At 43.3% G+C, this 24,787-nt stretch carries 24 protein-coding genes; 8 read left to right on the top strand and 16 right to left on the bottom strand.

The genetic code is table 11. The features are described 5' to 3' along the window. Window positions 1–106: 106 nt before the first annotated feature. The gene (locus GRQ40_RS17785; protein WP_159720640.1) at window positions 107–1,285 is read right to left on the bottom strand and encodes an acetyl-CoA C-acetyltransferase; all 1,179 of its coding nucleotides are present in this window, start codon (window positions 1,283–1,285) and stop codon (window positions 107–109) included. A gap of 216 nt (window positions 1,286–1,501) precedes the next feature. Next, on the bottom strand, window positions 1,502–3,607 hold the full coding sequence (locus GRQ40_RS17790) for a heterodisulfide reductase-related iron-sulfur binding cluster (protein WP_159720642.1): 2,106 nt from the start codon (window positions 3,605–3,607) through the stop codon (window positions 1,502–1,504). Window positions 3,608–3,810: 203 nt separating this feature from the next. On the opposite strand from GRQ40_RS17790, the gene cls reads away from it, so the two are divergent. After that, complete coding sequence (gene cls, locus GRQ40_RS17795; protein ID WP_066150674.1) at window positions 3,811–4,998, top strand: cardiolipin synthase; 1,188 nt, start codon at window positions 3,811–3,813, stop codon at window positions 4,996–4,998. Between the two features lie 29 nt (window positions 4,999–5,027). On the opposite strand, the gene GRQ40_RS17800 is transcribed toward cls, so the two are convergent. From GRQ40_RS17800 to speE, 6 genes are all read right to left on the bottom strand, one after another. Beyond that, window positions 5,028–5,195 (bottom strand): XapX domain-containing protein, encoded by a 168-nt coding sequence (locus tag GRQ40_RS17800; RefSeq protein ID WP_066150676.1) that lies wholly within the window; start codon window positions 5,193–5,195, stop codon window positions 5,028–5,030. Between the two features lie 193 nt (window positions 5,196–5,388). Further along, complete coding sequence (argS, locus tag GRQ40_RS17805; RefSeq protein ID WP_080862197.1) at window positions 5,389–7,059, bottom strand: arginine--tRNA ligase; 1,671 nt, start codon at window positions 7,057–7,059, stop codon at window positions 5,389–5,391. After that, the gene (locus tag GRQ40_RS17810; protein WP_066150680.1) at window positions 7,059–7,493 is read right to left on the bottom strand and encodes a YwiB family protein; all 435 of its coding nucleotides are present in this window, start codon (window positions 7,491–7,493) and stop codon (window positions 7,059–7,061) included. Before GRQ40_RS17810 ends, argS begins: the two co-directional genes overlap by 1 nt. Window positions 7,494–7,609: 116 nt before the next feature. Beyond that, complete coding sequence (locus tag GRQ40_RS17815) at window positions 7,610–9,454, bottom strand: IS1182 family transposase (protein ID WP_370514209.1); 1,845 nt, start codon at window positions 9,452–9,454, stop codon at window positions 7,610–7,612. Window positions 9,455–9,639: 185 nt separating this feature from the next. Continuing rightward, a complete protein-coding gene (gene speB / locus GRQ40_RS17820; protein WP_159720644.1) occupies window positions 9,640–10,521 on the bottom strand; it encodes an agmatinase in 882 nt (293 codons plus the stop codon). A 13-nt stretch (window positions 10,522–10,534) separates the two neighbouring features. Continuing rightward, window positions 10,535–11,362 carry a polyamine aminopropyltransferase gene (gene speE, locus GRQ40_RS17825; RefSeq protein ID WP_044741509.1) on the bottom strand — a complete coding sequence of 276 codons (828 nt, stop codon included), beginning with the start codon at window positions 11,360–11,362 and terminating at the stop codon, window positions 10,535–10,537. A 181-nt stretch (window positions 11,363–11,543) separates the two neighbouring features. On the opposite strand from speE, the gene GRQ40_RS17830 reads away from it, so the two are divergent. After that, a complete protein-coding gene (locus GRQ40_RS17830) occupies window positions 11,544–13,607 on the top strand; it encodes a transglycosylase domain-containing protein (protein WP_044741508.1) in 2,064 nt (687 codons plus the stop codon). A 154-nt stretch (window positions 13,608–13,761) separates the two neighbouring features. On the opposite strand, the gene GRQ40_RS17835 is transcribed toward GRQ40_RS17830, so the two are convergent. Together GRQ40_RS17835 and GRQ40_RS17840 are read right to left on the bottom strand one after the other, a co-directional pair. Next, window positions 13,762–14,271 (bottom strand): YwhD family protein, encoded by a 510-nt coding sequence (locus GRQ40_RS17835; RefSeq protein ID WP_044741507.1) that lies wholly within the window; start codon window positions 14,269–14,271, stop codon window positions 13,762–13,764. A gap of 12 nt (window positions 14,272–14,283) precedes the next feature. Then, window positions 14,284–14,904 carry a site-2 protease family protein gene (locus GRQ40_RS17840; protein ID WP_082741721.1) on the bottom strand — a complete coding sequence of 207 codons (621 nt, stop codon included), beginning with the start codon at window positions 14,902–14,904 and terminating at the stop codon, window positions 14,284–14,286. A gap of 110 nt (window positions 14,905–15,014) precedes the next feature. On the opposite strand from GRQ40_RS17840, the gene GRQ40_RS17845 reads away from it, so the two are divergent. Then, window positions 15,015–15,266, top strand: a complete 252-nt coding sequence (locus GRQ40_RS17845; RefSeq protein WP_255357518.1) for a 2-hydroxymuconate tautomerase — start codon at window positions 15,015–15,017, stop codon at window positions 15,264–15,266. Between the two features lie 121 nt (window positions 15,267–15,387). Next, the gene (locus GRQ40_RS17850) at window positions 15,388–16,689 is read left to right on the top strand and encodes an NCS2 family permease (protein ID WP_159720646.1); all 1,302 of its coding nucleotides are present in this window, start codon (window positions 15,388–15,390) and stop codon (window positions 16,687–16,689) included. A 50-nt stretch (window positions 16,690–16,739) separates the two neighbouring features. Here the strand turns inward: GRQ40_RS17850 and GRQ40_RS17855 are convergent, their stop codons facing one another. From GRQ40_RS17855 to GRQ40_RS17870, 4 genes are all read right to left on the bottom strand, one after another. After that, window positions 16,740–16,892: a hypothetical protein gene (locus GRQ40_RS17855; RefSeq protein WP_156487537.1), complete on the bottom strand. Its 153-nt coding sequence runs from the start codon at window positions 16,890–16,892 to the stop codon at window positions 16,740–16,742. A gap of 10 nt (window positions 16,893–16,902) precedes the next feature. Continuing rightward, window positions 16,903–17,415, bottom strand: a complete 513-nt coding sequence (locus GRQ40_RS17860) for a YwgA family protein (protein ID WP_044741503.1) — start codon at window positions 17,413–17,415, stop codon at window positions 16,903–16,905. Window positions 17,416–17,428: 13 nt separating this feature from the next. Next, a complete protein-coding gene (locus GRQ40_RS17865) occupies window positions 17,429–18,730 on the bottom strand; it encodes an HD domain-containing protein (RefSeq protein WP_159720648.1) in 1,302 nt (433 codons plus the stop codon). Window positions 18,731–18,867: 137 nt separating this feature from the next. Further along, on the bottom strand, window positions 18,868–19,095 hold the full coding sequence (locus GRQ40_RS17870; RefSeq protein WP_044741501.1) for a YuzB family protein: 228 nt from the start codon (window positions 19,093–19,095) through the stop codon (window positions 18,868–18,870). 582 nt (window positions 19,096–19,677) lie between these two features. On the opposite strand from GRQ40_RS17870, the gene GRQ40_RS17875 reads away from it, so the two are divergent. Next, window positions 19,678–20,325 carry an RsfA family transcriptional regulator gene (locus GRQ40_RS17875; protein ID WP_044741500.1) on the top strand — a complete coding sequence of 216 codons (648 nt, stop codon included), beginning with the start codon at window positions 19,678–19,680 and terminating at the stop codon, window positions 20,323–20,325. Between the two features lie 350 nt (window positions 20,326–20,675). On the opposite strand, the gene GRQ40_RS17880 is transcribed toward GRQ40_RS17875, so the two are convergent. Together GRQ40_RS17880 and pta are read right to left on the bottom strand one after the other, a co-directional pair. Next, window positions 20,676–21,509, bottom strand: a complete 834-nt coding sequence (locus tag GRQ40_RS17880; RefSeq protein ID WP_159720650.1) for an octanoyl-[GcvH]:protein N-octanoyltransferase — start codon at window positions 21,507–21,509, stop codon at window positions 20,676–20,678. An 82-nt stretch (window positions 21,510–21,591) separates the two neighbouring features. Further along, on the bottom strand, window positions 21,592–22,566 hold the full coding sequence (gene pta, locus GRQ40_RS17885; RefSeq protein WP_080862190.1) for a phosphate acetyltransferase: 975 nt from the start codon (window positions 22,564–22,566) through the stop codon (window positions 21,592–21,594). A gap of 209 nt (window positions 22,567–22,775) precedes the next feature. Between pta and hemQ the strand changes: the two genes are divergently transcribed. The 3 genes from hemQ to gerQ all read left to right on the top strand — a co-directional run bounded on the left by hemQ (window position 22,776) and on the right by gerQ (window position 24,712). After that, window positions 22,776–23,522, top strand: coding sequence for a hydrogen peroxide-dependent heme synthase (hemQ, locus tag GRQ40_RS17890; RefSeq protein ID WP_044741497.1), 747 nt, complete (start codon window positions 22,776–22,778; stop codon window positions 23,520–23,522). A 237-nt stretch (window positions 23,523–23,759) separates the two neighbouring features. After that, a complete protein-coding gene (locus GRQ40_RS17895; protein WP_044741496.1) occupies window positions 23,760–24,182 on the top strand; it encodes a cell wall hydrolase in 423 nt (140 codons plus the stop codon). Between the two features lie 26 nt (window positions 24,183–24,208). Further along, complete coding sequence (gene gerQ / locus GRQ40_RS17900; protein ID WP_066150698.1) at window positions 24,209–24,712, top strand: spore coat protein GerQ; 504 nt, start codon at window positions 24,209–24,211, stop codon at window positions 24,710–24,712. The last annotated feature ends 75 nt before the right edge of the window (window positions 24,713–24,787 follow it).

Genomic DNA, 24,787 nt, shown 5'->3' on the forward strand with positions numbered 1-24,787 from the left:
GGTCGATCAATCGCGATTGGCCTCTTGTCAAGAATGGCCCGCTCTGTCTACAGGGCTTATTTTCCACACTATTCATTCCATGTACAGCTGCGGGCCTTGATAATGTTTATACTTGTACCATAATGGCATCCCCTTGACCGCCGCCGCTACAAATAGCCGCAATTCCGATGCCGCCGCCGCGACGCTGCAATTCATGAATTAGCGTGATAATAATCCGCGCGCCGCTTGCACCAATCGGATGTCCTAGTGCGACCGCCCCGCCATTCACATTCACTTTTTCAGGGTCTAATCCAGCAATCTTGATGCTGGCTAAAGCGACTGCTGAAAACGCTTCATTAATCTCAAACAAATCGACTTCCTCCGCTTTTTTTCCTGTTTTTCTGAGCAATTCATTAATGACAAGCCCTGGTGTTTTTGGGAAGTCCTTTGCCTCAACAGCTATCGCAGCATGACCGATAATGGTCGCTAACGGCTTTCTTCCTTCTCTTAGCGCTCGTTCTTCGCTCATTAAAACAAGCGCAGCTGCTCCGTCATTCACTCCTGGAGCGTTGCCGGCTGTAATCGTGCCAGACGGATCAAATACAGGAGACAGTTTTGCTAATTTATCAAGCGATGTATCTTTACGCGGTGATTCATCATGCTCCACCAACAGCGTTCCACCCTTGCGTTGCGGTATTTCAACCGGTACAATTTCTTCTGCTAACAACCCTGCCTCGATCGCCGCGATCGCGCGTTGATGGCTGCGATACGCCCACTCGTCTTGATGCTGCCGGGAAATTTCTAATTCTTTGGCCGTCTCGCTTCCATATATGCCCATATGGACACCGGTAAAGCTGCATGTGAGACCGTCATACACCATTAAATCTTTTACTGTCGAATCGCCCATGCGGAGCCCCCAGCGTGCCTTTGGTAAAACATACGGTGCATTGCTCATGGATTCCATTCCTCCGGCGACAATCACTTCGCCATCTCCAGCGCGGATGATTTGGTCAGCCAATGTTACGCTCCGCATACCAGAGGCACATACTTTATTAATCGTCTCCGTGCGCACTTCCCACGGAATTCCGGCATAGCGAGCCGCTTGGCGTGAAGGGAGCTGTCCTTGCCCTCCTTGTAGAACCGTTCCTAAAATGACCTCATCAATTTGCTCAGCGCTAAGATTAGCCCGATGAAGCGCTTCCTTAATAGCGATCCCGCCTAATTGTGAAGCCGTTAATGAGCTAAGTCCTCCGCCAAATTTTCCAAACGGCGTACGCACTCCGCTTAAAATAACCGTTTTTCCCATCTTCCTCTCCCCTTTGAACGATATTTATCCACTTAAGCCATGTTTAAGTGTCAGCAGTCTGTACGATGGACTGTTCGAATTTAGAAAGCGATTACAAAACACAGACTGAACGCTCGCTCGATACAATAGACTAGGAGAAAGGTGTACATTTCGCACACCTCCCTCTTCTATTATACTAATTATTTTTAAAAATACGAATTATTTATTCAATTTTTTTTAAGATACCATATCCTTTTGGTTTTCGTCACCAAATACCGCTTTTTCTAAAAGCTCGGCAATATCATACGTCGCCACTTTTTCCTCTACTTCCTTCGCTTTTGTTCCATCCGTCAGCATCGTTAAGCAATATGGGCAGCCGGAACTGATCACCGTTGGATTGACAGCCAATGCCTGTTCCGTACGTGCAACGTTAATGCGCGTTCCTGTCGTTTCCTCCATCCACATGAGACCGCCACCGGCGCCACAGCACATTCCTTTTTCGCGGTTGCGTTCCATTTCTACAAGCTTGACGCCTGGAATCGCTCGCAAAACGCTGCGCGGCTGCTCATATACTTCGTTGTAGCGCCCAAGATAGCAAGAGTCATGGAACGTAACGGTTTCATTCACTTCATATTTCGGTACTAATCGCCCTTCCTCCACAAGCTTGGCAAGAAGTTCCGTATGATGATAAACCTCTGCTTCGAATCCAAAATCCGGATATTCATTTTTAAATGTGTTATAAGCATGTGGATCAATTGTTACAATCTTTTTGACACCTGCTTTTTCAAATTCAGCGATATTGTTATTCACTAATTCTTGGAATAAAAATTCATTTCCGAGCCGGCGTGGGGTATCACCGGAGTTTTTCTCTTTATTTCCTAAAATGGCGAACTTGACGCCTGCTTCGTTTAATAAGCGCGCAAATGCTAAAGCGATTTTTTGGCTTCGATTATCAAATGCGCCCATTGAACCAACCCACAATAAATATTCAAATTCTTCGCCGGCTTTTTGCATTTCCTTCACCGTCGGAATATGAGCATCCTCGCGCAGCTCCCGCCAATTTTCTTTCTCTTTTCGATTGAGCCCCCATGGATTTCCTTGGCGCTCAATATTGGTCATGGCACGTTGGGCATCGGGATTCATTTTTCCTTCTGTTAATACAAGATAACGGCGAAGATCGATAATTTTATCGACATGTTCATTCATGACTGGGCACTGATCTTCACAGTTACGGCATGTCGTACAGGCCCAAATTTCTTCTTCAGTAATGACATCGCCAATTAAGCTTGGCATTTCGAGCGTAGCTGCTTGCTCCTGCAAGCCTTGTGCGGCAAACGCCAGCTGATTGCCTCGCGTATTTTTAAACGCAAATGCCGGCACCCATGGAGCTTTGGAGGTCACAGCCGCTCCTGTTTCCGTTAAATGATCGCGCAGCTTTAAAATTAAGTCCATCGGCGAAAGCATTTTGCCCGTTCCTGTGGCTGGGCACATGTTCGTACATCGGCCGCATTCCACACAAGCATATAAATCGATCAGCTGCGTTTGCTTAAAGTCTTCAATTTTTCCAACGCCAAATGATTCCTGTGTCTCATCTTCAAAATTAATTTTCTCAAGCTTTGGTCGGGATAAACGACTAAAGAAGACATTCACTGGACCTGCAATTAAGTGTGCATGCTTCGACTGAGGGACATATACTAAGAAGGTAAGCAGGATCAGCAAGTGAATCCACCATGCGACATAGAAAAGTACAGTCGCTCCTGTTTTTCCTACCCAGAAAAACGCACCAGCGACAAGAGAGGCGATCGGTTCGCTCCATGTTGCTTCCTCGGCGTGCCAAATCATGGACATGCCATTTCCAAACAACACAGAAAGCATAAGCCCCCCGATAAAAATTAACACTAATCCAGCCTTGAAATCGCGTTTTAAGCGCACAAGCTTTTCAATATATCGGCGATAAAACGCCCAAAATACGGCAATTAAAATGAGGAGAGTCACGATTTCTTGGAAAAACGTAAATCCTGGATAAAGCGGCCCTAATGGAAGATGGGCTCCTGGTACAATTCCTTTCATAATAAAATCAATAGCCCCAAATTGAACAAGAATAAATCCATAGAAAAAAACGACATGGATTAAACCGCTTTTTTTATCCTTCAAAAGCTTTTTCTGCCCGAATACATTCACCCAAATTTTATCTAGCCTTTCTTTTACCTTTTGGTCAAATTCCACTTTCTTTCCTAGCTTAATGTAAGCAATGCGCGTTTTTACAAGATACGCAAATAAATACACAGCGTAAGCGGTTACAAGCAAAAACGCAAGGAAGTTAATCACTAATAACGCATTCATATTTCTAATGCTCCTTTCCCCCTTGTTTTTCCATTAACAATAAAAACAATATTAATAACAAAAGAAATTTTCAGAATTATACCCCTTGGCTTTATTTTAATAATGAATGAGCATTCAGTCAACAACGTTTTGCTGGGGTAGGTGCTAATTTTTTTCATTTAGGGAACATTAATAACGATCGATGCAGACAGGAGGAACGTACAATGATGATTTTGTGGGTCATTGTCATTTTCGTTGTACTGATTATAATAGATGTACAAATAGGGCGCAGACGGACAAGCGGAAATGCCAAAAAAGAATACCCGATGCGCCAAGGCAACATAGAGCTGTTTACCAATGGAAAACATTTATTCTTCGATTATTTCCAAACAATCGAACAAGCAAAAAATCATATTCATATTTTGTTTTATATTGTCAAAACGGACGACATTAGTCAATATTTTTTTTCTCTTTTACAGCAAAAGGCAAGAGAAGGAGTGGAAGTCCGTTTGCTTGTAGACTGGATCGGCAGCTTTGGACTTCCTAAATCAATTATTCGTTCTCTACGAAAAAGTGGTGTCCAGTTTGTCTATAGCCGAAAACCTACATTCCCTTATTTCTTTTACAAGCTAAATCGCAGAAATCATCGAAAAATAACCGTAATTGACGGAATGATTGGCTATGTTGGCGGTTTCAACATTGGCAAAGAGTACATTGGCCAGGATACGGATTTTGGAGATTGGCGTGATTATCATTTAAAAATAACCGGAGAAGGGGTAGCGGATTTGCAAACACAGTTTTTTGATGATTGGGAAGCCGCGACAAAAGAAAAGCTCACGACACGCCAGCTGTACTTTCCACGAGCAGATAAAGGCCCCATTACCCATCAGTTCATTGCGACAAATGGGCAAGGACTTGAAAATGAATTCATTGCGCTGATCCGCCAAGCACAGCAGCAAATCATCATCGGTTCCCCTTATTTTATTCCTAGTGCTAAAGTAATGAACGCGTTGCTTGACGCATTAGAACGCCAAGTCGCGGTGACCATTCTCGTTCCGCTCAAAGCGGATCATCTATTTGTCAAGGAAGCCGCCTTTCCCTATTTCTACCGCTTATTAAATGCGGGAGCGGAAATTTATCGTTTTTATCAAGGATTTTACCATGCGAAAACGATCATGATCGATGATCGCGTATGCGATATTGGCACCGCTAATTTCGATAAGCGCAGCTTGTTTTTAAATGGCGAAATGAATTGCTTGATTTATGACCGTTCCTTTATGCAGCACATGCATCAGGTGATTAAACGCGACCTTTCCCGCTCTGAACGATTGACGATCGATTTTTGGAAAAAACGAACCATATGGGACCGCGGCAAAGAATCGCTATCTCTCCTTCTTTCTGAATGGCTATAAAAAATGTTGGGGCTTTTTCCCCAACATTTTTATTTCCAAAATACACTCAGCCACTGAAATACTTTCATGCCGAGATAAACGCCAATAATTCCTGAAATTCCCGCCAGCGCCGGCGGAGCTGGAATCGGCAGACGAAATAGGGTAAATAAAAAACCGACGACCATGCCGGTCAGTAATGATATAATTACTTCTTTCATGACATTCTCCTCCGTTCATGTTCGCTGTCCATTTTTCGACATATATCTACTTTTATCGACAGCCCTTACACATCTTAACATACTCTCTGCAAAATGAGGAGTCAAAAAAATGGATATATTTGTGTTGCCTTCAATACAAATATATCCATTTCCTGTTTCACTTAATATGATATTCAAAAAATAAAATAGGCGATTACATTTTTTCTGGCGCCGACACGCCAATTAAAGCTAAAGCGTTTTGCAGCGTGATTTGTACAGCTTTAACAAGAGCTAAGCGCGCTTGGCTTTTTTCCTTATTTTCCGGATCAATTACTTTTTCCGCATTGTAAAAGCTGTGCAAAGCAGAAGCCAGATCAAAAACATAGTTGGTAATTCGATGCGGCGTGCGCTTCAAAGCCGCTTCAGAAACAGCAGACGGAAACTCGCCAAGCTTTTTCAAGAGTTCGATTTCTTTTTCAGATTGAATATACTCGAGCTTCTGTGTCCCTTCATATGTCAAATTCTGCTCGGCTCCTTGACGAAGAATGCTGCAGACACGCGCATGAGCATATTGTGCATAATATACCGGGTTTTCATTCGATTGCGAAACCGCTAAGTCCATATCAAAATCTAAATGGGTATCGCTTGAACGCATCGCAAAGAAATAACGAGTCGCATCCAAGCCAACTTCTTCCATTAAATCGCGCATCGTCACCGCCTTGCCAGTACGCTTGCTCATTTTTACTTTCTCGCCATTTTGATATAAGCTTACTAGCTGAATAATTTCGACTTCCAATACCGCCGGATCATAGCCGAGCGCTTCAATGGCCGCTTTCATGCGCGGAATATAGCCATGATGATCGGCTCCCCAAATGTTAATCAGCTTCGTAAAACCGCGTTGCAGTTTATCTTGATGATAGGCGATATCTGGAAGCAAATACGTATAAGAACCATCTTGTTTGATGAGCACACGATCTTTATCATCGCCGAAGGCTGTCGAACGGAACCATGTAGCGCCATCCTGCTCATAAATATGCCCTTTCTCTCGCAACGCTTGCAGCGCTTTTTCGATTTTACCGTTGTGATATAACGATGTTTCCGAATACCATACATCAAAGTGGACGCGGAAATCCTCCAAATCTTTTTTTATTTTATTCATTTCGTAGTTTAGGCCGTATTCGCGAAACAGCTTTAAACGTTCCTCTTCGTCCAAAGCTACAAGCTTGTCTCCATGCTCTTTAGCCAGCTGTTTTCCTAGCTCAACGATATCTTCGCCATAGTAGCCGTCCTCCGGCATGTCTTTATCAAGGCCAAGCGCTTGGAAATAACGAGCTTCCACCGACTTCGCCAAATTGAAAATTTGATTGCCTGCATCATTAATATAGTATTCGCGTGTCACTTCAAATCCCGCTTTTTCTAAAACATTGCACAAGGAATCACCAACAGCGGCTCCACGCGCGTGTCCTAAATGCAAGCTCCCAGTCGGATTGGCTGATACAAACTCGACCTGCACGCGCTGTCCTTGTCCGACATTCGTTTGCCCGTAGGATGCGCCTGCTTCAATAATGAGCGGAATTAAGTTGGTTAAATAGCTATTATCCATGTAGAAGTTGATGAACCCAGGACCGGCAATTTCAATTTTTTCAATCGATGCCTTCGTTTTGTCAAAATGGCGGACCAGTTCTTCTGCAATCATACGCGGTGCTTTTTTAGCCACTCTGGCAAGCTGCATCGCCATGTTGGTCGAGTAATCGCCGTGAGCCTTTTCTCTTGGCACCTCTAAAATAACATTGGGCACTTCCTGTTCTGTCGCAAGGCCCGCTTTGATTACCGCTTGCTTGATTTCTTTCTTTAACTGCTCCTTCACCTGTTCCACAATATTCATCATAATTCCTCCCTAAATGTGATCGTTACGGCGTGGCGACCCACTCGCTCATGCTGCATTTCTAATGTATAAGATAGAAATAGCTTCCCTTTTTTCGTTTTTTCTTCATACCAATATTCGATATGATCCGTTTTCGTTTTCATGGTCCATACTCCAAACGGCGTTCGGTAGTTTCCTGATGTTTCTTGCTTTTTTCGAAACACATGGCGCATTTGAACCGCTCCAGAACGAATCACGACGACCTCATCTTTCGTTATTTTTACAACGGTTTTCACGTTGCCGATGTCTTGGCTTTCTTCAAATGTTAAATACGAAGCATTTTCTTTTATGTAATATAGACCATGCGCTTCCAATACAATTGTCTCTTTTCGGCTTCCGTCCCGAATATCCGTTACATGCTTCAGACGGATCGGTGTTCCGTTGGCCTTTTCCATCGTTGGACACACCCTTATAAACATGTTATAACTTTAATAAGTATAAGAAATGGTGTGATGATATTCAAGAGTGCGAAGACAAGAAAACAAAGCGGCTCGCTTGAAACCGGATGCTTTCAAGCCTCCAAGGCCACTTCAAGCAAAATTTTATCAAAAATGGACCAGTTGAACTGTCCACTATTGATATATTCTAATGGACGCAGGCGTGAGTATGAAGTAAAGGGGCTGTCTGATAAGTCCCTAAAATGAAACAAGTGGAGAAAAACGAGCCGTTTTTCTCCACTTGCTTTTGTATTTTTTCGATTTTTCTTCGAAAGTAGCTGGCGGATGCCTGCTACTTTCAGTATGTTGTGGGCTAACGCCACAATCCCAAACTCGACATGTACTTTGTCGAGGCCCCGCAAAGAAAATCTGCGGAACGACCGATTGCCCTTGATGTGACCGAACACACTTTCTACTTCGACTTTGCGCCGAGCGTAGATGGCGGCTTTCTCTTCACATTCAAGGGCTGTTTTTGCCTTCGCTTTCATTTCTTCGAAGACGGTATTCCAGTGAACTTGACGATTGCCCTTCGCCTTCGTGCATTTCGCTTTTAATGGGCAATCTGTACAATCTTCACATTCGTATATTTTGAAGCTTTGTTCATAACCAGATGGATTCTTTTGGTTTTGATATTTTTTAAATGTTACTTTCCTTCCATTCGGGCAAATAAAACAATCATCCTCTTCACAATAGGTCCAGTTTTTCGCGTTTTTGATATCCTTTTTGTCTTTGCGTGTCTGTTCTCGTACATAGGATCCATAAGGAATGAGAAAATCCAATCGAGGCTCTTTCTCATCACCAATCGCATATACATAGTTTTCTTCACTGCCATATCCTGCATCCGCGATGATGGTTTTGGGCATCGGTAAAGAAGTAGCCGCCAGTTTCTCCAAATGTGGGATAAAGCAACGTGTATCGGTTGGTCGTTGATGAATGGTATAAAACAAGATAAACTGATTCTCTGTCCCGATTTGCACATTATACCCTGGCTTCAGTTGACCATTTTTCATATGATCTTCTTTCATTCGCATAAAAGTTGCGTCTTTATCCGTTTTTGAATAGCTGTTACGATCGCCAAAGATTTCGTTCTGCTCCTTGTATTTGGCTAGTCGAGGTAAAAAATTTTCTCGAATCAGTTTTAAAGGTTTTTTCCATTTCTTGCGTTCTGCTCGTTTTTCCTTCCGAACTTTTGTATCGGATTCCTGTTCGATTTCCTCTGTTAGGATTTCGACTTTTTCTTCTAATTTTTGAGCGATGGCTTCCAAGTTCTGTTCCGTGATTTCTGGATCTTCGTTCGCCTCTTTTTGTGCTGTTCCTGCTTCTAATTGGGTTAATTCTTGAATGTACTGAAGTGTTTCTTGAATTTTTTCTTTTAATGTTGCTTCCCATTTCTCTGTTGATTTTTTCCACACGAAAGAATACTTATTGGCGTTGGCTTCCATCTTGGTGCCATCCAAAAAGTAGTTTTCCATTGTGATGTACTTTTCTTCAATCAATTTTAGAATCATGGCTTCAAATAACTCATCCATCAAGGCTTTCATCCGTTCTCCGCGGAACTCATTGATCGTGCGGAAATCGGGTTGTTGCATCGCAGCTAACCATATGGCAGGAAGATTTTCTTTTATTAGTTTTTCGATTCCACGGCAGGAATAAACCTTTTGGGAATAACTATACAGAATGATTTTCAGCATCATTTTGGGATGATAGGAACTTCTGCCACCACCTTTATAATGAGAAAACAATAGCTCATCTGGTACAGATTCCACCATTTCGTCCACTACTCGTGCGACGTGATGTTCTGGTATAAGGGCTTCAATATCAAAAATCACTTGAGTTTGACGATTGTCATAGGGTTTAAAAGTAGGGGCTAATGGTCTTTTAGAGGGCTTTTTTTCCTCTGTCTCTGGAAAAAGTGTCATTTGCGTGTTATAATTTTCAGTAGTAATCATTTGATTGCTCATAAAAATCGTCCTTTCTGGAATGTTGTGCTGGTACCTTCATTTTACAGGATAGGACGATTTTTTTGTGTACTTTTTTAAAAAATGAAAAAAATGAGAGGGGCTTCAAAAAGTCAGTTACCCTGACTTTTTGGACAGCCCCTTGTTTATTTTCGTTTTTGCACCCATCCGAGAATCATTTCGCGGATTAGTTTGCTTGCTGTGTTAGCTGTTTGTTCAGAATGATCATAAACCGGTGCTACTTCCACTAAATCAGCACCGACTACATGCACATCTGACCGTGCGATTTCGTGAATGGCAGCCAGCAGCTCTTTTGACGTGATGCCTCCGCAATCTACGGTGCCTGTTCCTGGTGCGTGCGCTGGATCTAGCACATCAATATCAATCGTCACATATACAGGACGTCCCGCAAGCGTCGGAAGCACTTGCTTAAGCGGCTCTAACACCTCGAATTTAGCAATATACATGCCGTTTTCTTTCGCCCATTGAAATTCCTCTTTCATCCCTGAGCGAATACCGAACGAGTATACATTTTGCGGTCCAATGAGCTCAGCAATTTTACGGATTGGCGTTGAATGAGAAAGCGGTTCGCCTTCATACTGCTCGCGCAGGTCTGTATGGGCATCCATATGAATAATCGCCAACTCGGGATATTTTTTATATACAGCTTTCATCACCGGCCAAGAAACTAAATGTTCACCGCCCATGCCAAGCGGGAATTTATCGGCTGCCAAAATGCGGTCTACAAACTCTTCAATCATATCCAAGCTCCGTTGGGCATTGCCGAACGGAAGCGGAATGTCCCCAGCATCGAAAAATTTGACCTCTTCCAGCTCACGATCTAGGTATGGGCTGTATTCTTCAAGCCCGATTGATACTTCACGAATGCGTGCCGGGCCAAAACGGGAGCCGGGACGGTAACTGACCGTCCAATCCATCGGCATGCCATAAATCACGGCTTCACTTTCTTCAAAGTTCGGATGGCTTTTAATAAAGACATTGCCAGAATACGCTTCATCGAATCGCATAAGCACCCCTCCTTTACTTCGTTAAATCCGCCACAAATTTTGGCAACACGAAGCATGCTTTATGCAGCTCTTTCGTGTAATATTTCGTTTCGATTTCATGGAAACGTTCATCACTTACTGCAAGCGGATCATATTTTTTCGAGCCTAGCGTGAATGTCCACATGCCGCTAGGGTACGTAGGAATATTGGCAATGTAGAGGCGCGTAATCGGAAAAATTTCGCGTACATCGCGTTGAACATTGCGAATTAAATCTGCTTTAAACCACGGATTGTCTGTTTGCGCTACAAAAATGCCATCTTCCTTTAACGCTTTCGCAATGCCTGCATAGAAGCCTTTTGTAAATAAATTGACTGCAGGACCAACCGGTTCCGTTGAGTCTACCATGATGACATCGTATTCGTTTTCACTTTGCGCAATATGCATAAACCCATCGTCTACCTTCACTTCGACGCGCGAATCCTCTAATTTCCCAGCGATTTCAGGAAGATATTGCTTCGAATACTCAATGACTTTGCCATCGATTTCGACAAGTGTTGCCTTTTTGACACTTGGATGCTTAAGAACTTCGCGAATGACTCCACCATCGCCGCCGCCAACCACAAGCACATTCTCCGGATTTGGATGTGTGAACAGAGGAACGTGTGCGACCATTTCATGGTACACAAACTCATCCTTTTGCGTCGTCATGACCATTCCATCAAGAATCAGCATGTTTCCAAACTCTTCTGTTTCCACCATATCAAGCTTTTGGAATTGCGTTTGTTCTGTATGTAAAGTGCGTTTAATTTTCGCAGTAATTCCAAAATTTTCTGTCTGTTTTTCCGTAAACCATAGTTCCATACTGAACACCCTTTCTTGATTAGCATTCATATACAATGATTATTTCCTCACACAAAAAAACCAAACATGAAAAAGTATAGAGCAATCTAGCAAAATTTCAAGTGAAAATTGCTAGAAAAATGTTTAAAATGGGAAAAATTTTTTCATACTAATATCAATAACATCGATGAGGTGATGAACATTGGAAATCATCCCAAGCAGCCGGTTCCGCGGAACAGTCAAATACATTCGTGCATTTATATTTATAACCCTTATCCTAGCAATCTTATTCACCCTCTGCCTAGCAGGGGTCATTGCGCTGGCGAAAATTGAAGGAGCGCCTCCCTTGGCTGTACCGCAAACGACGATTTTTTATGCTGATGACGGCACAAAAATCGGGGAAAGCGATAACGGACAAACGCGTTACTGGGTGAACCTGCGCGATATCTCTCCGTCTGTTATTCAAGCCACCGTCGCCGTGGAGGATCGAAGTTTTTTTGAGCATCACGGCTTTGATACCAAGCGGATCGCCGCTGCCGTCATTGCTGATATAAAAGCCATGAGTAAAGTGCAAGGAGCCAGCACGATCACACAGCAATATGCCCGGAACTTATTTTTAACCTTAGATAAAACATGGATGAGAAAATTGCAAGAGGCATTATATACCATTCGCTTAGAAGTAAACTATAGTAAACAGGAAATTTTAGAAGGATATTTAAATACAATCTATTACGGACACGGCGTTTATGGAATTGAAGCGGCCGCTAATTATTATTTTGGAAAATCAGCTAAACAACTCACACTAAGCGAGGCCAGCATGTTAGCCGGCATTCCGAAAGGCCCCTCCTACTACTCGCCGTTCAATAACGAGCAACGAGCCAAGTCGAGACAGAAAATTGTGCTGCAATCCATGGTTGAAAGCGGATATATTACGAAAAAAGAGGCGGCAGCAGCATATAAAGCGCCGCTTGTCTATTCGCGAAATCACGAAGTCACAAAAAAGCAAATCGCTCCTTATTTTCAAGATGTAGTAAAGGATGTATTGCGTAACAAATTAGGAATTGATGAACAAACCATTGAAATGGGTGGTTTGCGCGTCTATACTTCTTTAGATCCGAAGATGCAGACCATTGCTGAACAGCAAATTCGCGACACGATCGATCCAGCATCAGCGATTCAAGTGGCATTTGTAGCGATGGATCCTCATACTGGCGAGGTCAAAGCACTTGTCGGCGGAAGAGATTACAATAAAAGTCCTTATAACCGAGCGGTTCAAGCCGAACGGCAGCCAGGTTCAACATTTAAGCCGTTCCTTTATTATGCAGCGATCCGCCAAGGCTTTACGCCATCAACAGAAATGCGCAGCGAATTAACCACCTTTACATTTGACGATGGCAAGGCCACTTATACGCCGCATAATTATAATAATTATTACGCTAATGATACCATCACACTAGCGCAAGCCATCGCTCTTTCTGATAATGTCTTTGCTGTAAAAACCCATCTATTTATTGGCGAAGACAAGCTTGTGCAAACCGCCAAAAAGCTGGGTATTACCAGTTCATTAAAGCAAGTGCCGTCACTGGCGCTGGGAACATCGCCAGTAAGAGTGATTGAAATGGTCAATGCCTACAGTATATTAGATAATAATGGAAAGAAGGTCGAGCCTGTATTTATAACGAAAGTTGTCAACCATAAAGGAGAAACGATCTACGAATACAACGCAGAATCAAAGCAAATTCTTAACCGCGATGCGGCTTATGTAACGACTCAGCTGATGACAGGCATGTTCGATCCAAAGCTTAACGATTACACGACCGTCACTGGGCAAGCCGTTCTTCATGATATTACTCGTCCATACGCAGGAAAATCCGGAACAACCGAAACAGACAGCTGGATGATCGGCTATGCGCCGCAGCTGGTAGCTGGTGTATGGACAGGATACGATCGCGGAGAAAAAATTACGAAGCTGGCAGAAAAACAATACGCTAAAAAGATTTGGGTCAAATTTATGGAAAACAGCTTAAAAAATGAACCGGTTCAATCATTTAAACCAACAAAAGGAGTCGTCGGAGTATATATCAATCCCGATAACGGAAAATTAGCCACAAAAGCATGCCCTATAAAACGGCTCACGTATTATGTGGCTGGAACAGAACCGACTGAATATTGCACGGAACACCTTGATAAGAAAAAGAAAAAGGCACCTCATCACAAAGAAGAAAATGAACCGAACTGGTTTGATAAGCTATTCAAATGGTTTTAAGCAAAAAGAAAACCCTCAAGCGACATTTGCTTGAGGGTTTTCCTGTCCTAGTTTTATTGTGTTATGCATGTAGATTTAGTTTACTCTTTTTCCAAAAAAAGCTCAAGTACTCGCCTACATACGTTCACAAAAAAGCCATATATATGGATAAATATTACTTAAATTCCAATCCATTCTTCAATTCATCGCTAGAGCGATCCCACATCCCGCGATCATGCTGCTTTAAAAAGTCAGCCAGCACTCGCTTCGATCGTTCGTCCATATGGTCGATAAGAATGAGTCGCTTCAGCGATTTATCAAGCTTATTGACATGATCCGGAAGCACCTTGTATCCGCGACGCGCTTGGCGATCCACTGTCATTTCACACGCAGTGACCCCTGCATAATAAGGCCCCTCGGCTGCTCGATCAATCGTCACCCACACAAGCCAATAAGGTTTTCCATTCGGTACTTCATCGCGGTTAGGCGTAAATTTAATTCCTTTTTCCACTACGCTTCGAGCATGCATCGCCCCAATATCAACAAACGCTTCGCCAGCTTCCACATCGATAATGACAGGCGATACGTTGTCCAAGCTTAGCGCTCCTGCTCCAAATCCGCCATGCCCAGCTGTCGGATCACTTTTAATAATATTAAAACCGATGTTTTTCTTTTTTTGCTCCATGTAAACACCCCTTTAAAAAATAATGGATGAAAACCATGATTGCATCTGCTGCAACACAAAAGGAACCGCTATATTAAAAATCGGATGGATCGTATATCGATCAAGCGGCGTCAACACGAGGATCAGAAAGATAAGCGCGCCGTAGTTTTCCCATTGCGTCATTTTCGCCCGCACATGGCGAGGCGCAAGATCCTCAATAATCCGGTATCCATCCAATGGAGGAAACGGCAACAAATTAAACACGAATAACAACGCATTTAAACTGATGAAGATTTGGAAAAATAAATCGAATCCCGCGGCAAACCAGTCAGGAATCATCGTCATGACTCCAAAGCGAATCATGCTGTACCAAACAAGAAATCCTATTGCCGTCAGCAATAAGTTGCTGATCGGTCCCGCAATGGAGACAAGGATGCCGGCTAAACGCGGATTTTTAAAATGATGCCGATTAACAGGCACAGGGCGCGCCCAACCGAAACCGGCAAGAAAAATAAGTAGCGTCCCCAGCAAATCTAAATGAGCTAACGGCGACAGCGTCATCCTTCCTTGATTTTTTGCCGTCGGGTCGCCAAATTTATAGGCGACATAAGCATGGGCAAATTCATGAACTGAAAAAGCAATGGCCAGCGCCATCAGCACATAAGGGATTTCACCGAGCGAGTATGGCAAAATGTCCACGTTGACTTTTCTCCTTTTTTCTATAATATTTACTAAAATTAAGTATACATGATTCCTCACAAAAAGTGCACATGCACTCCCTAGCTGATGCTATAATAAAAGTGATTTTCTTAAAAAGGAGGCGGGCAATCATGCCTTATGTAACGGTAAAAATGCTTGAAGGCCGCACCGAAGCACAGAAAAAAGCGCTTGTCGAAAAGGTGACAGAAGCGGTCGCCGAAACGACAGGAGCGCCAAAAGAAAAAATCGTTGTGTTTATTGAAGAAATGTCAAAAAACCATTACGCTATCGGCGGCAAGCGTCTTAGCGACGAATAAACGTACATAGCGATTGGAGGAGGCCCTATGACCGGCTTCCTTATTTTTTTATTGCACATCCCATAAAAAACGAATAATATAATATATGTTTGATAAAACGTTCGTATTTTTGGAGGTGCCTATGTTTAAGCTATCGGAATATCGCACAAATATAAAAACAGAAATCATCGCTGGGCTCACGACATTTTTAACGATGGTCTATATCGTTGTTGTCAATCCGGTCATTTTATCAGATGCCGGCGTACCATTTCAACAAGTATTTATGGCAACGATCATTGCCACTGTGGTCGGAACGCTATGGATGTCGCTTTTCGCTAATTATCCTATCGCGATCGCGCCAGGCATGGGCCTGAACGCCTATTTTACATATTCCGTTGTCGGATCGCATGGGAACATCTCCTACGAAGTCGCGTTTTCCTCTGTCTTTGTAGCAGGAATCTTGTTTGTTATCTTATCGCTAACGCCGTTACGCCACAAGCTCATTGAAGCGATTCCTGAAAGCTTAAAGCATGGCATTACGGCTGGAATCGGCCTATTTATTGCTTTTATTGGCTTGCGCTTAACAGGAATCATTAAGGCGCACCCACAAAATTTAGTGGCGCTGGGTGATTTACACGCCCCTTCTGCTTGGCTGACGCTTATTGGTTTAGCTGTTACCCTTATTTTAATGTCGCTTCGCGTCAACGGGGCGCTTTTCATTGGCATGATCATCACGGGTGCTGTCGCTTATTTTACGGGACAGCTCAAATTTGATCAGGGGATTGCTGCGATGCCTTCGCTTGCTAAAGGACTCATCATCGCTAACCCTTTCACTGCCATTGGCGATGTTGTGCAATATGGTTTATATGCGGTTGTTTTTTCCTTTTTGCTTGTGACGATTTTTGATACAACTGGCACAATGATCGGCGTAGCGCAGCAAGCTGGTTTAATGAAAGGAAAAACCATGCCGCGCGCTCGTCAAGCCCTGTTGGCTGATTCTGTCGCGACAACTGTCGGCGCCATCTTTGGTACCAGCCCAACATCCGCTTATATTGAATCATCTGCCGGAGTAGCAGCAGGCGGACGCACGGGATTGACAGCTTTGACGGTTGCCATTTTATTTGTCCTATCCGCCTTTTTTGCACCCCTAGTCAGCGCTGTCTCTGGAATTTCAGCCATTACGGCTCCTTCCCTTATTATCGTGGGCAGTTTAATGATGGGAAGCATTGCTCGCATTCAGTGGGATGAATTAGATGAGGCGTTCCCGGCGTTTCTCATTATCCTGAGTATGCCGCTCACATCGAGCATTGCCACAGGGATCGCGCTAGGCTTTATCTCGTATCCGCTGCTAAAGGTAACACGCGGGAAGTGGCGGGAGGTCCATCCGCTCGTCTATATTTTCGCCGTGCTGTTTTTCTACCAGCTCGCATTTTTGCCCCATTAAAAAGAAGCCCCTCAGCTCAGAGGGGCTTCTCAAACCGTTAACAAACGCTTTTATCCTGCGTCACGGACCCCGGTCGTCCGCTCATGACCATCTCTTGTTCCATTCGCGTCCTCACTCGGCTGCGTTCCTTGTCTGCCAAGCGTTTTCAAGCCAGTCTGATGTAAAAAGGTGTAGGCAAAGTCCATGTTGACTTTGTCCACCATCTGTAAACCCTCAAACAGGAGCTTCTGTTTTATGACGCAATTGCTCAATATATCGATAAGCCTGCTCAATCTCTTCTTCTGTATAACGCTGCTTGCTCTTTACCAAAAACACTTTTTCTTTTACTGCATCCTTGCTGAAATTGTCAAAATAAAGGATGGTAGACACAAGCTCAAGAAATCGTGAATTTTGTTCATTCATATCTTGGAGGCATTCTGTTAAATGCGGCATATGAATATCATAATGCTTTAAAAAATCCGCTCCCGCTTCCGTCAGCGTATAGCGATATTGGAAATAGCCTCCTTTTTTCTCTTTTACTTCGTTTAAAAAACCGAGATTGCAAAGTTCTTCAATGCGCCATGTCAATTCCTCTGAATATGGCCCATAAAAATGAAAGTCAAACTTCTCATAAAAAGGGAAATTTAATTTCTTGGCAATATAAATCATTTTTTGGAGCTTTTTTCGCCCTACAATTTCCCCAGCCGCCGCAAATGCCTTTACAATCTTTGCGTGTTCTGTTAACACCCCTTGTCATCTCCTAACCCTCAAGTATTTCAAGAATCTTTTTCTTTGTCGTACGTTTTGTCGAAAAATCCTGCAGAAAATCGTCCGGAAAATACAATTTATGATCGGTTCTGCGCTTGCCAGAAATCGCATCCACAAGCACCGATTCCCTTGACAGCTCACGAAGTTCGCCGTTTGGCATTAACAAATAGATCGGCAACCGTTCCCCTTCTTCCCCGGGACGGTAAAAGTCGTATGGAAGATCAGATGAGGAATCAACCACCAAATAATAGTCTGGATCAATCCCCGCCTTTTTAAATAAAGCGGTCAGCTCCATCAGCTTCTTCATTTGCTCATTGGTCGGACTAAATTCCACATATTTAAATAAACGGCGATGAACAAAGCGGCGGCATAAATCCCGCAAAATCTCATCTTTCTCATCCTGCCATTGTTGAAAGTAGTACAGAATCACCGCTTCATCCAGTTTAAGGTAATCACGCAGCATCACCTGCCCCGTAAAAAGAGAATAGAAGTGATGCGGATGCGTTCGGAACATATAGCCCTCTTCATGCAAAGTTTTCGCCCGATGCAAAATTTTCGTCAGTATCACTTCAGCACTGCGTGTTACGGGATGAAAATAGACCTGCCAATACATTTGATAGCGGCTCATAATGTAGTCTTCAACTGCATGCATGCCGCTTCGCTTAATGACGACCTGATCTTCACGCGGGCGCATGACGCGCAAAATGCGTTCCATATCGAAGTTTCCATAGCTGACGCCTGTATAATAGGCATCGCGAAGCAAATAGTCCATGCGATCAGCGTCAATTTGGCTCGAAATTAAGCTGACGACAAGCTTATTTTGATACGTTTTGGCAATGACCTCTGCCACTTTCTGTGGAAAGTCATCCCCCATTCTTTTTAAAACCGCATGAACTTCCGTGTCTCCTAAAATAATCGCCTGTGTGAAATCTTCGTGATCGAGGTGGAATACTTTTTCAAATGAGTGTGAAAACGGACCGTGACCTAAATCATGCAATAACGCCGCACATAAACAAAGCAGCCGTTCACTATGATCCCAATGCTCCCTGCCGACAAACACATCATCAATAATGCGGCGGATAATTTCATAGACGCCAAGCGAGTGGTTAAAACGGCTGTGCTCCGCACCATGAAACGTTAAGTAAGTGGTGCCTAGCTGCTTAATGCGACGCAATCGTTGAAATTCTTTTGTTCCTATTAAATCCCATATAATCTTATCGCGAACATGTATGTAACGATGAACAGGGTCTTTGAAGACTTTCTCTTCACTTAATTGACCGCCGGGATATGACATATAATCCCCTCTTCCATTCATAGCATGAATCTATTATAAGGTGTTTTCTCATGCAAAAAAATACTTGATTTTTTATGATTAATATTTCCTAAAAATAGAAACAAAAAATCACCTTTCATAAAAATGAAGGCGATTTTTTAAGCTTTTTTGAGCTTTTGCATAATTTTTTCGATTAATTCATCTTCATTTGCGGCAGAGATCGGACGATTATTGACAAAAGCGAACGATTTTTTGCGGCCAGGCCCACAATACGACTGGCAGCCGATTTGAATCGTTGCATTTGGATCCAATTTTTTCAGCCGAGGCAGCAACGTTTTTAAATTAGTGGCTTGACAATCATCGCACACCCGAAACTCGTTGGCCATTTTGAACGTCATCCTTTCCAACGTTTTTGCGCTAACGAGTATTCTACCTCTTCTTCGTCCACAATGCAAGCTATATAACTGTAAATTGATTTTCCAATCAACTCCATCGACCAAAAATGAACAACAACAATCCTGTTGTTCAGCTATTTCCACCGGCGATATCGACTTGGCTCGAAAAACCGCCATAAAAGAGTAACCAGCTTTCCTCCAAAAAAATAGAATGCTGCTTTTGAATCGGTGATATGTCCTACCTTCCTTATCACCTCTATCTATAAGGAGAGCGATGGGCTTCTGTCGATATAGAGATCACCTTCAGGCGGCATTGAGCTTGTATCTTTCTTGTAAAACTTGCAATTTTTTATTCACAAAAACTCAAAAAATTGTATAGACTTTCTTATTTTTGTCTATGCTACTACTAACCAACAGCCCAGCCTGACATGACGCCAATCCATTTAGCTGCCCGCAGCTGGCAGCCCGTCCAGATACGGATCATGGATGCTTCATATAGCTTGCTTTCCTACTAAAAGCAAAGCTGTCTTTTTTCATAAAGCGATCATAATTAAGAAAGGAAGTTGAGAAATTATGAAACAACGACAAGATGCATGGACAGAAGAAGATGATTTGCTGCTTGCGGAAACCGTATTGCGCCATGTGCGCGAAGGAAGCACGCAGCTCAATGCTTTTGAGGAAGTAGGAGACAAACTTAACCGCACATCTGCCGCTTGCGGATTCCGCTGGAACGCAGTCGTTCGCAGCCGCTACGAAACAGCGTTGCAGCTGGCGAAAAAACAAAGAAAAGAGCGACAGCGGCTACTTGGCAAAAATCAAGCTGTTCGCAAAAAATTGTTGTATACACCACCCGTTCCTGCTCTTGAAGAATTGGGAGAAATAACAGAAATCACCCATTCTCCTGAGCAAACAACGATGACACTTGATCATGTCATTGCCTTTTTGCAATCATTCCAATCGACTAGCGTCAATGCCGAGGCGCTTAAAAGTGAAAATGAACGGCTGCGGCAAGAAAAAGAAGAGCTGGCAGCTAAAAATGACGAATTAGAAACGAAAATTGCGAAACTAGAAGAAGAATCTTCTACCATTCGTGAAGAATACGAAACGATGCTACGCATTATGAACCGCGCTCGAAAAATTACTTTGCAAGAAGAAGAGGAGCGGCAAATGCTAAAATTCAAAATGGACAAAAACGGCAATTTAGAAAAAATCGCCGAATAATGACAAAGGTGACCCCAATAAGGAGAAAGCATTCCTTCGAGGGTCACCTTTTATTTACTATACTCAGATTGAAAATCGCCATCAATGAAAAGTGAAAAGGCTTCAATGGACAAAAAATAGTGAAAAATGGTTAAATTATATAGATACCGCTCGATTCATTCATATTTTTCATTTGCAAATAAGCCAATTTCGATGGTGGTACGGCCAAAAAAATAGAACAATACATATTTGAATCGGATATAAGTGGAATCTTTTCGTTATCTCTATATGACCATGGCTTTATGCCTCTGATGTTTCTACTATTTTGATGATCGTGACGCTGTCCAATCCGTTCTCAGAGCACCGCTCTTTTATTGCGACAGCGTTTTTTCATTCCGTTCGATCATCCGCTGCAAATGATGTTCATATAGCGGCCATTCCTCTTGCGTTAAGACAGAAGAATATAGCTCTGCTCCAAACGAGCGCAACGTTTCCAGCAAACGAAGCATCACATCTGAAATCGTCAGCGGCACATGCAGCAGTTCAGACAATGATGCCATCGTTTCCGGAACAATGCGCGGATACATAAATTTTGTTGGCGCTCCCTGCAAACTGCGCTCATAAAATTGGCGAATGAGCTCCGCGCGAGCTGAACCGCTTCCATGAACGCATATATATATTTGCACAGCCACTCCCCCGCGCACGCGCCGCTGCGAAATACCGGCAAATTTTTTGCCGTTAATGCTTAAATCGTAGCTGCCTGGGCAATAAGAGCCTTCGATTTCTTTCGCTTCGATGATCGCTCCATAGGAAGCAAACATTTGCTGAATCAGCGCCCACATCGCTTCATAGCCTTGATTAATATCAATCGCTTTTTTCGTTTCTGAGAAAATCAGCGAAATATTCAGCACACCTTCGTCTAGCACAACGGCAAGCCCTCCTGAATTGCGAACCATTACGCGGTAGCCTTGCTCCTGCAAAAAAGAAATCCCTTCACGCAAATACGGGAGTTTCGTATCTTGAATGCCCAATACAATCGTATCATGATGCACCCATGTACGGACAACCGCTTCTGATACCCCTTGTCCCACCATTGTACAGAGCGTATCATCAATCGCAAATGATTGCTTTGCATCAAAGATTGGACCTAAATGTGATTGGTCAATAATTCGCCATCTCGGCTGCTGTAACAGCTCATTTGCCATGAATCAATCTCCTTGCTGCCATAGTTTACATTCATTATATCATAAAAAAGAGGTTTGACGACGCCGTCAAACCTCTCTGCTCTTATTGAAGCGCTTGAGCAGCGGTAATCAGAGCAAGCTTATACACATCTTCCGCGTTGCAGCCGCGCGATAAATCATTCACAGGCTTATTCAAGCCCTGTAAAATGGGACCAACTGCTTCAAAATGGCCCAGGCGCTGAGCAATTTTATAACCGATATTTCCTGCTTCTAAGCTTGGGAAAATAAAGACATTAGCATCGCCTTGAATCACGGAATCAGGCGCTTTCTTTTTCGCGACAGACGGCACAAACGCCGCATCAAATTGAAACTCGCCATCAATAGTCAGCTGCGGCGCCATTTCCTTAGCAAGACGAACAGCCTCCACCACTTTTTCTGTTTCTGGTGATTTAGCCGATCCTTTTGTTGAAAAGCTTAGCATCGCAATACGCGGTTCAATATCAAACATGCGCGCCGTATGAGCGCTCTCAACCGCAATTTCCGCTAGATCCTGGCTGTCTGGAGCAATATTAATGGCACAATCCGCAAATACATACTTTTCCTCATCGCGCACCATAATAAACACGCCTGATGTTTTACGAATGCCTGGTTTTGTTTTAATAATTTGCAAGGCTGGTCTCACTGTATCAGCCGTCGAGTGCGCCGCACCACTAACTAAGCCGTGCGCCTGATTAGTATATACAAGCATCGTTCCAAAGTAATTTTCATCTAACAAAATACGGCGAGCATCTTCTTCAGACACTTTGCCTTTTCGGCGTTCAACAAATGCTTGAACAAGCTCATCCATTTTTTCATATGTTTCCGGGTCTATTATCTCTATATGTGCAAGCTCAACTCCGATTTCAGCTGCTTGATTTTGAATGGCCGCCTTGTTACCGATTAATATGGGACGCAGCACCTGTTCACGTGCTAAGCGGCTGACAGCGGTCAAAATCCGCTCATCTGTTCCTTCTGGAAATACAATCGATATATTTTTTCCTGTTACTTTTTGTTTTAAAATAGAAAATAAATCACTCACACATAATCCTCCTCAATTCAATAAACTTCCTTATCTATTAGCATACTCTTATTGTATGGAAAAGCAACCAAGGTAACCCCTTACAAACAATAGTCTTTTTATTAAAATAATTCAGGCATGGACAAGACCATTTGTTTTTCGAGCGTTTCCGGGACAAACTATGGTATAGTAGTAACAAAAGATCATTTATACATAAGGAGTGGAAAATGATGAGTGAAGCAGCACAAACGCTTGAGGGCTGGTATTGTCTCCATGATTTCCGTTCAGTGGATTGGTCCGCTTGGAAAACGCTCACAGATGATGAGCGGCAGGAAGCCATCCATGAATTTTTATCATTAGCAGAAAAATGGCAGCAAACAGAAAACAATAACGAAGGCAGCCATGCCATTTATACAGTAGTCGGCCAAAAAGCTGATATCATGTTCATGATTTTGCGTCCGACAATGGAAGAGCTAAATGAAATTGAAACAGCATTCAACAAAACAAAGCTAGCAGAATATCTTGTACCGGCTTATTCGTATGTATCCGTCGTTGAACTAAGCAATTATTTGCCTTCTAATGGAGGGGATCCTTACGAAAATCCAGAGGTTCGCCGCCGTTTGTTCCCAATTTTGCCAAAGACCAAACATATTTGCTTCTATCCAATGGACAAGCGCCGCCAAGGAAACGACAACTGGTATATGCTTCCGATGGAAGAGCGCCGCAACCTGATGCGAGCACACGGAATGACAGGGCGCAAGTATGCCGGCAAGGTCGTGCAAATCATTACAGGCTCTGTCGGATTTGATGATTACGAGTGGGGCGTTACCTTGTTCTCAGATGATGCATTGCAATTTAAAAAGCTAGTCTATGAAATGCGCTTTGATGAGGTCAGCGCTCGCTATGGAGATTTCGGCTCCTTCTTTGTTGGAAATCAACTTCCGCAAGATAAAATCTCTTCCTTTTTTCATGTATAGTACAAACTAAGGCCCATCATGGACTTGCCTCTGTCGCGCCAAAGGGCGTGGCATGCCAAGTTCCGGCTTGATGCATTCGGGATGTCAAAATAAACAGACATCCCGAATTTTTTTGTCATATCATCGCCTCCTTGCCCATAACTATAAAAATAAAAATGTCTCCTTTCATTGTCACCATTTTCTCCTTTTACAATAGCCTATTATTGTCGAGAACAAAGACAGAATGAGGTGACAATATTGGCTGTTGTAGCTACCAATACAGAGGATGTTAAACTGCTGGCAAGACTGATGCGGGCAGAAGCGGAAGGAGAAGGACGGCTCGGAATGTTGATGGTTGGCAACGTCGGTGTCAATCGGGTAATCGCCGATTGTCTTGATTTTCGAGGGTTGCGCACAATCCGGCAAATGGTCTTTCAAAGACCTGGCGGCTTTGAAGCCACACAAAAAGGATACTTTTACCAAGCAGCGAGAGATCTCGATATTCAGCTAGCCCGCCAAGTGATTCGCGGCTGGCGTTATCATCCAGCTACGAATTCACTTTGGTTTTTCAAACCGGAAGGCGACTGCCCACCGCAATGGTTTAATCAGCAAAACGTCGGCCGTTATAAATCACATTGCTTCTTTGCACCAACGCGAAGCAATTGTCCGCGAGTATATTAATCTACTTTTCATAGGAGGGTCTTGAGATGACGTATGAAGAAGATCGTCAACAAAGCCAAGGTTATGCATCATATCCTTATGGATATGCTTATCCGCAAGGCTATTATCCAACCACTTATCCATACTCTCAACAAGCTGTACCATATCAACCGGCTGCCGCGCCAATGGCTGGATTTGGAATGCAGACCCCTTCGTTCGCAGCCCAAACTCCCACAACTGCCAGCCAGCCGGTAGCCGGGATGCTGCCGCTCGAAGAGTCTTATATTGAAAATATTTTACGTTTAAACAAAGGGAAAATGGCTACCGTTTATATGACCTTTGAAAACAATCGGGAATGGAACGCCAAAGTTTTTCGGGGCACGATCGAAGCAGCTGGACGAGATCATTTAATTTTAAGTGATCCGCAAAATGGAAAGCGCTATTTGCTTCCGATGATTTACCTTAATTATGTGACTTTTGATGAAGAGATTGCCTATGAATATCCATACGCAGGCAGTGCCGCTGGATTAAGCTCCTACTCTCCTCGATGATAAGGCAAAAGGGCTGCGTTTGGCAGCCCTTTTCAGATTGTTGACAAACGCCTTCATTAAAACCATCATAAGTGG

The sequence above is a fragment of the Anoxybacillus sp. PDR2 genome (assembly GCF_009834045.1).
Classification (GTDB): domain Bacteria; phylum Bacillota; class Bacilli; order Bacillales; family Anoxybacillaceae; genus Anoxybacteroides; species Anoxybacteroides rupiense.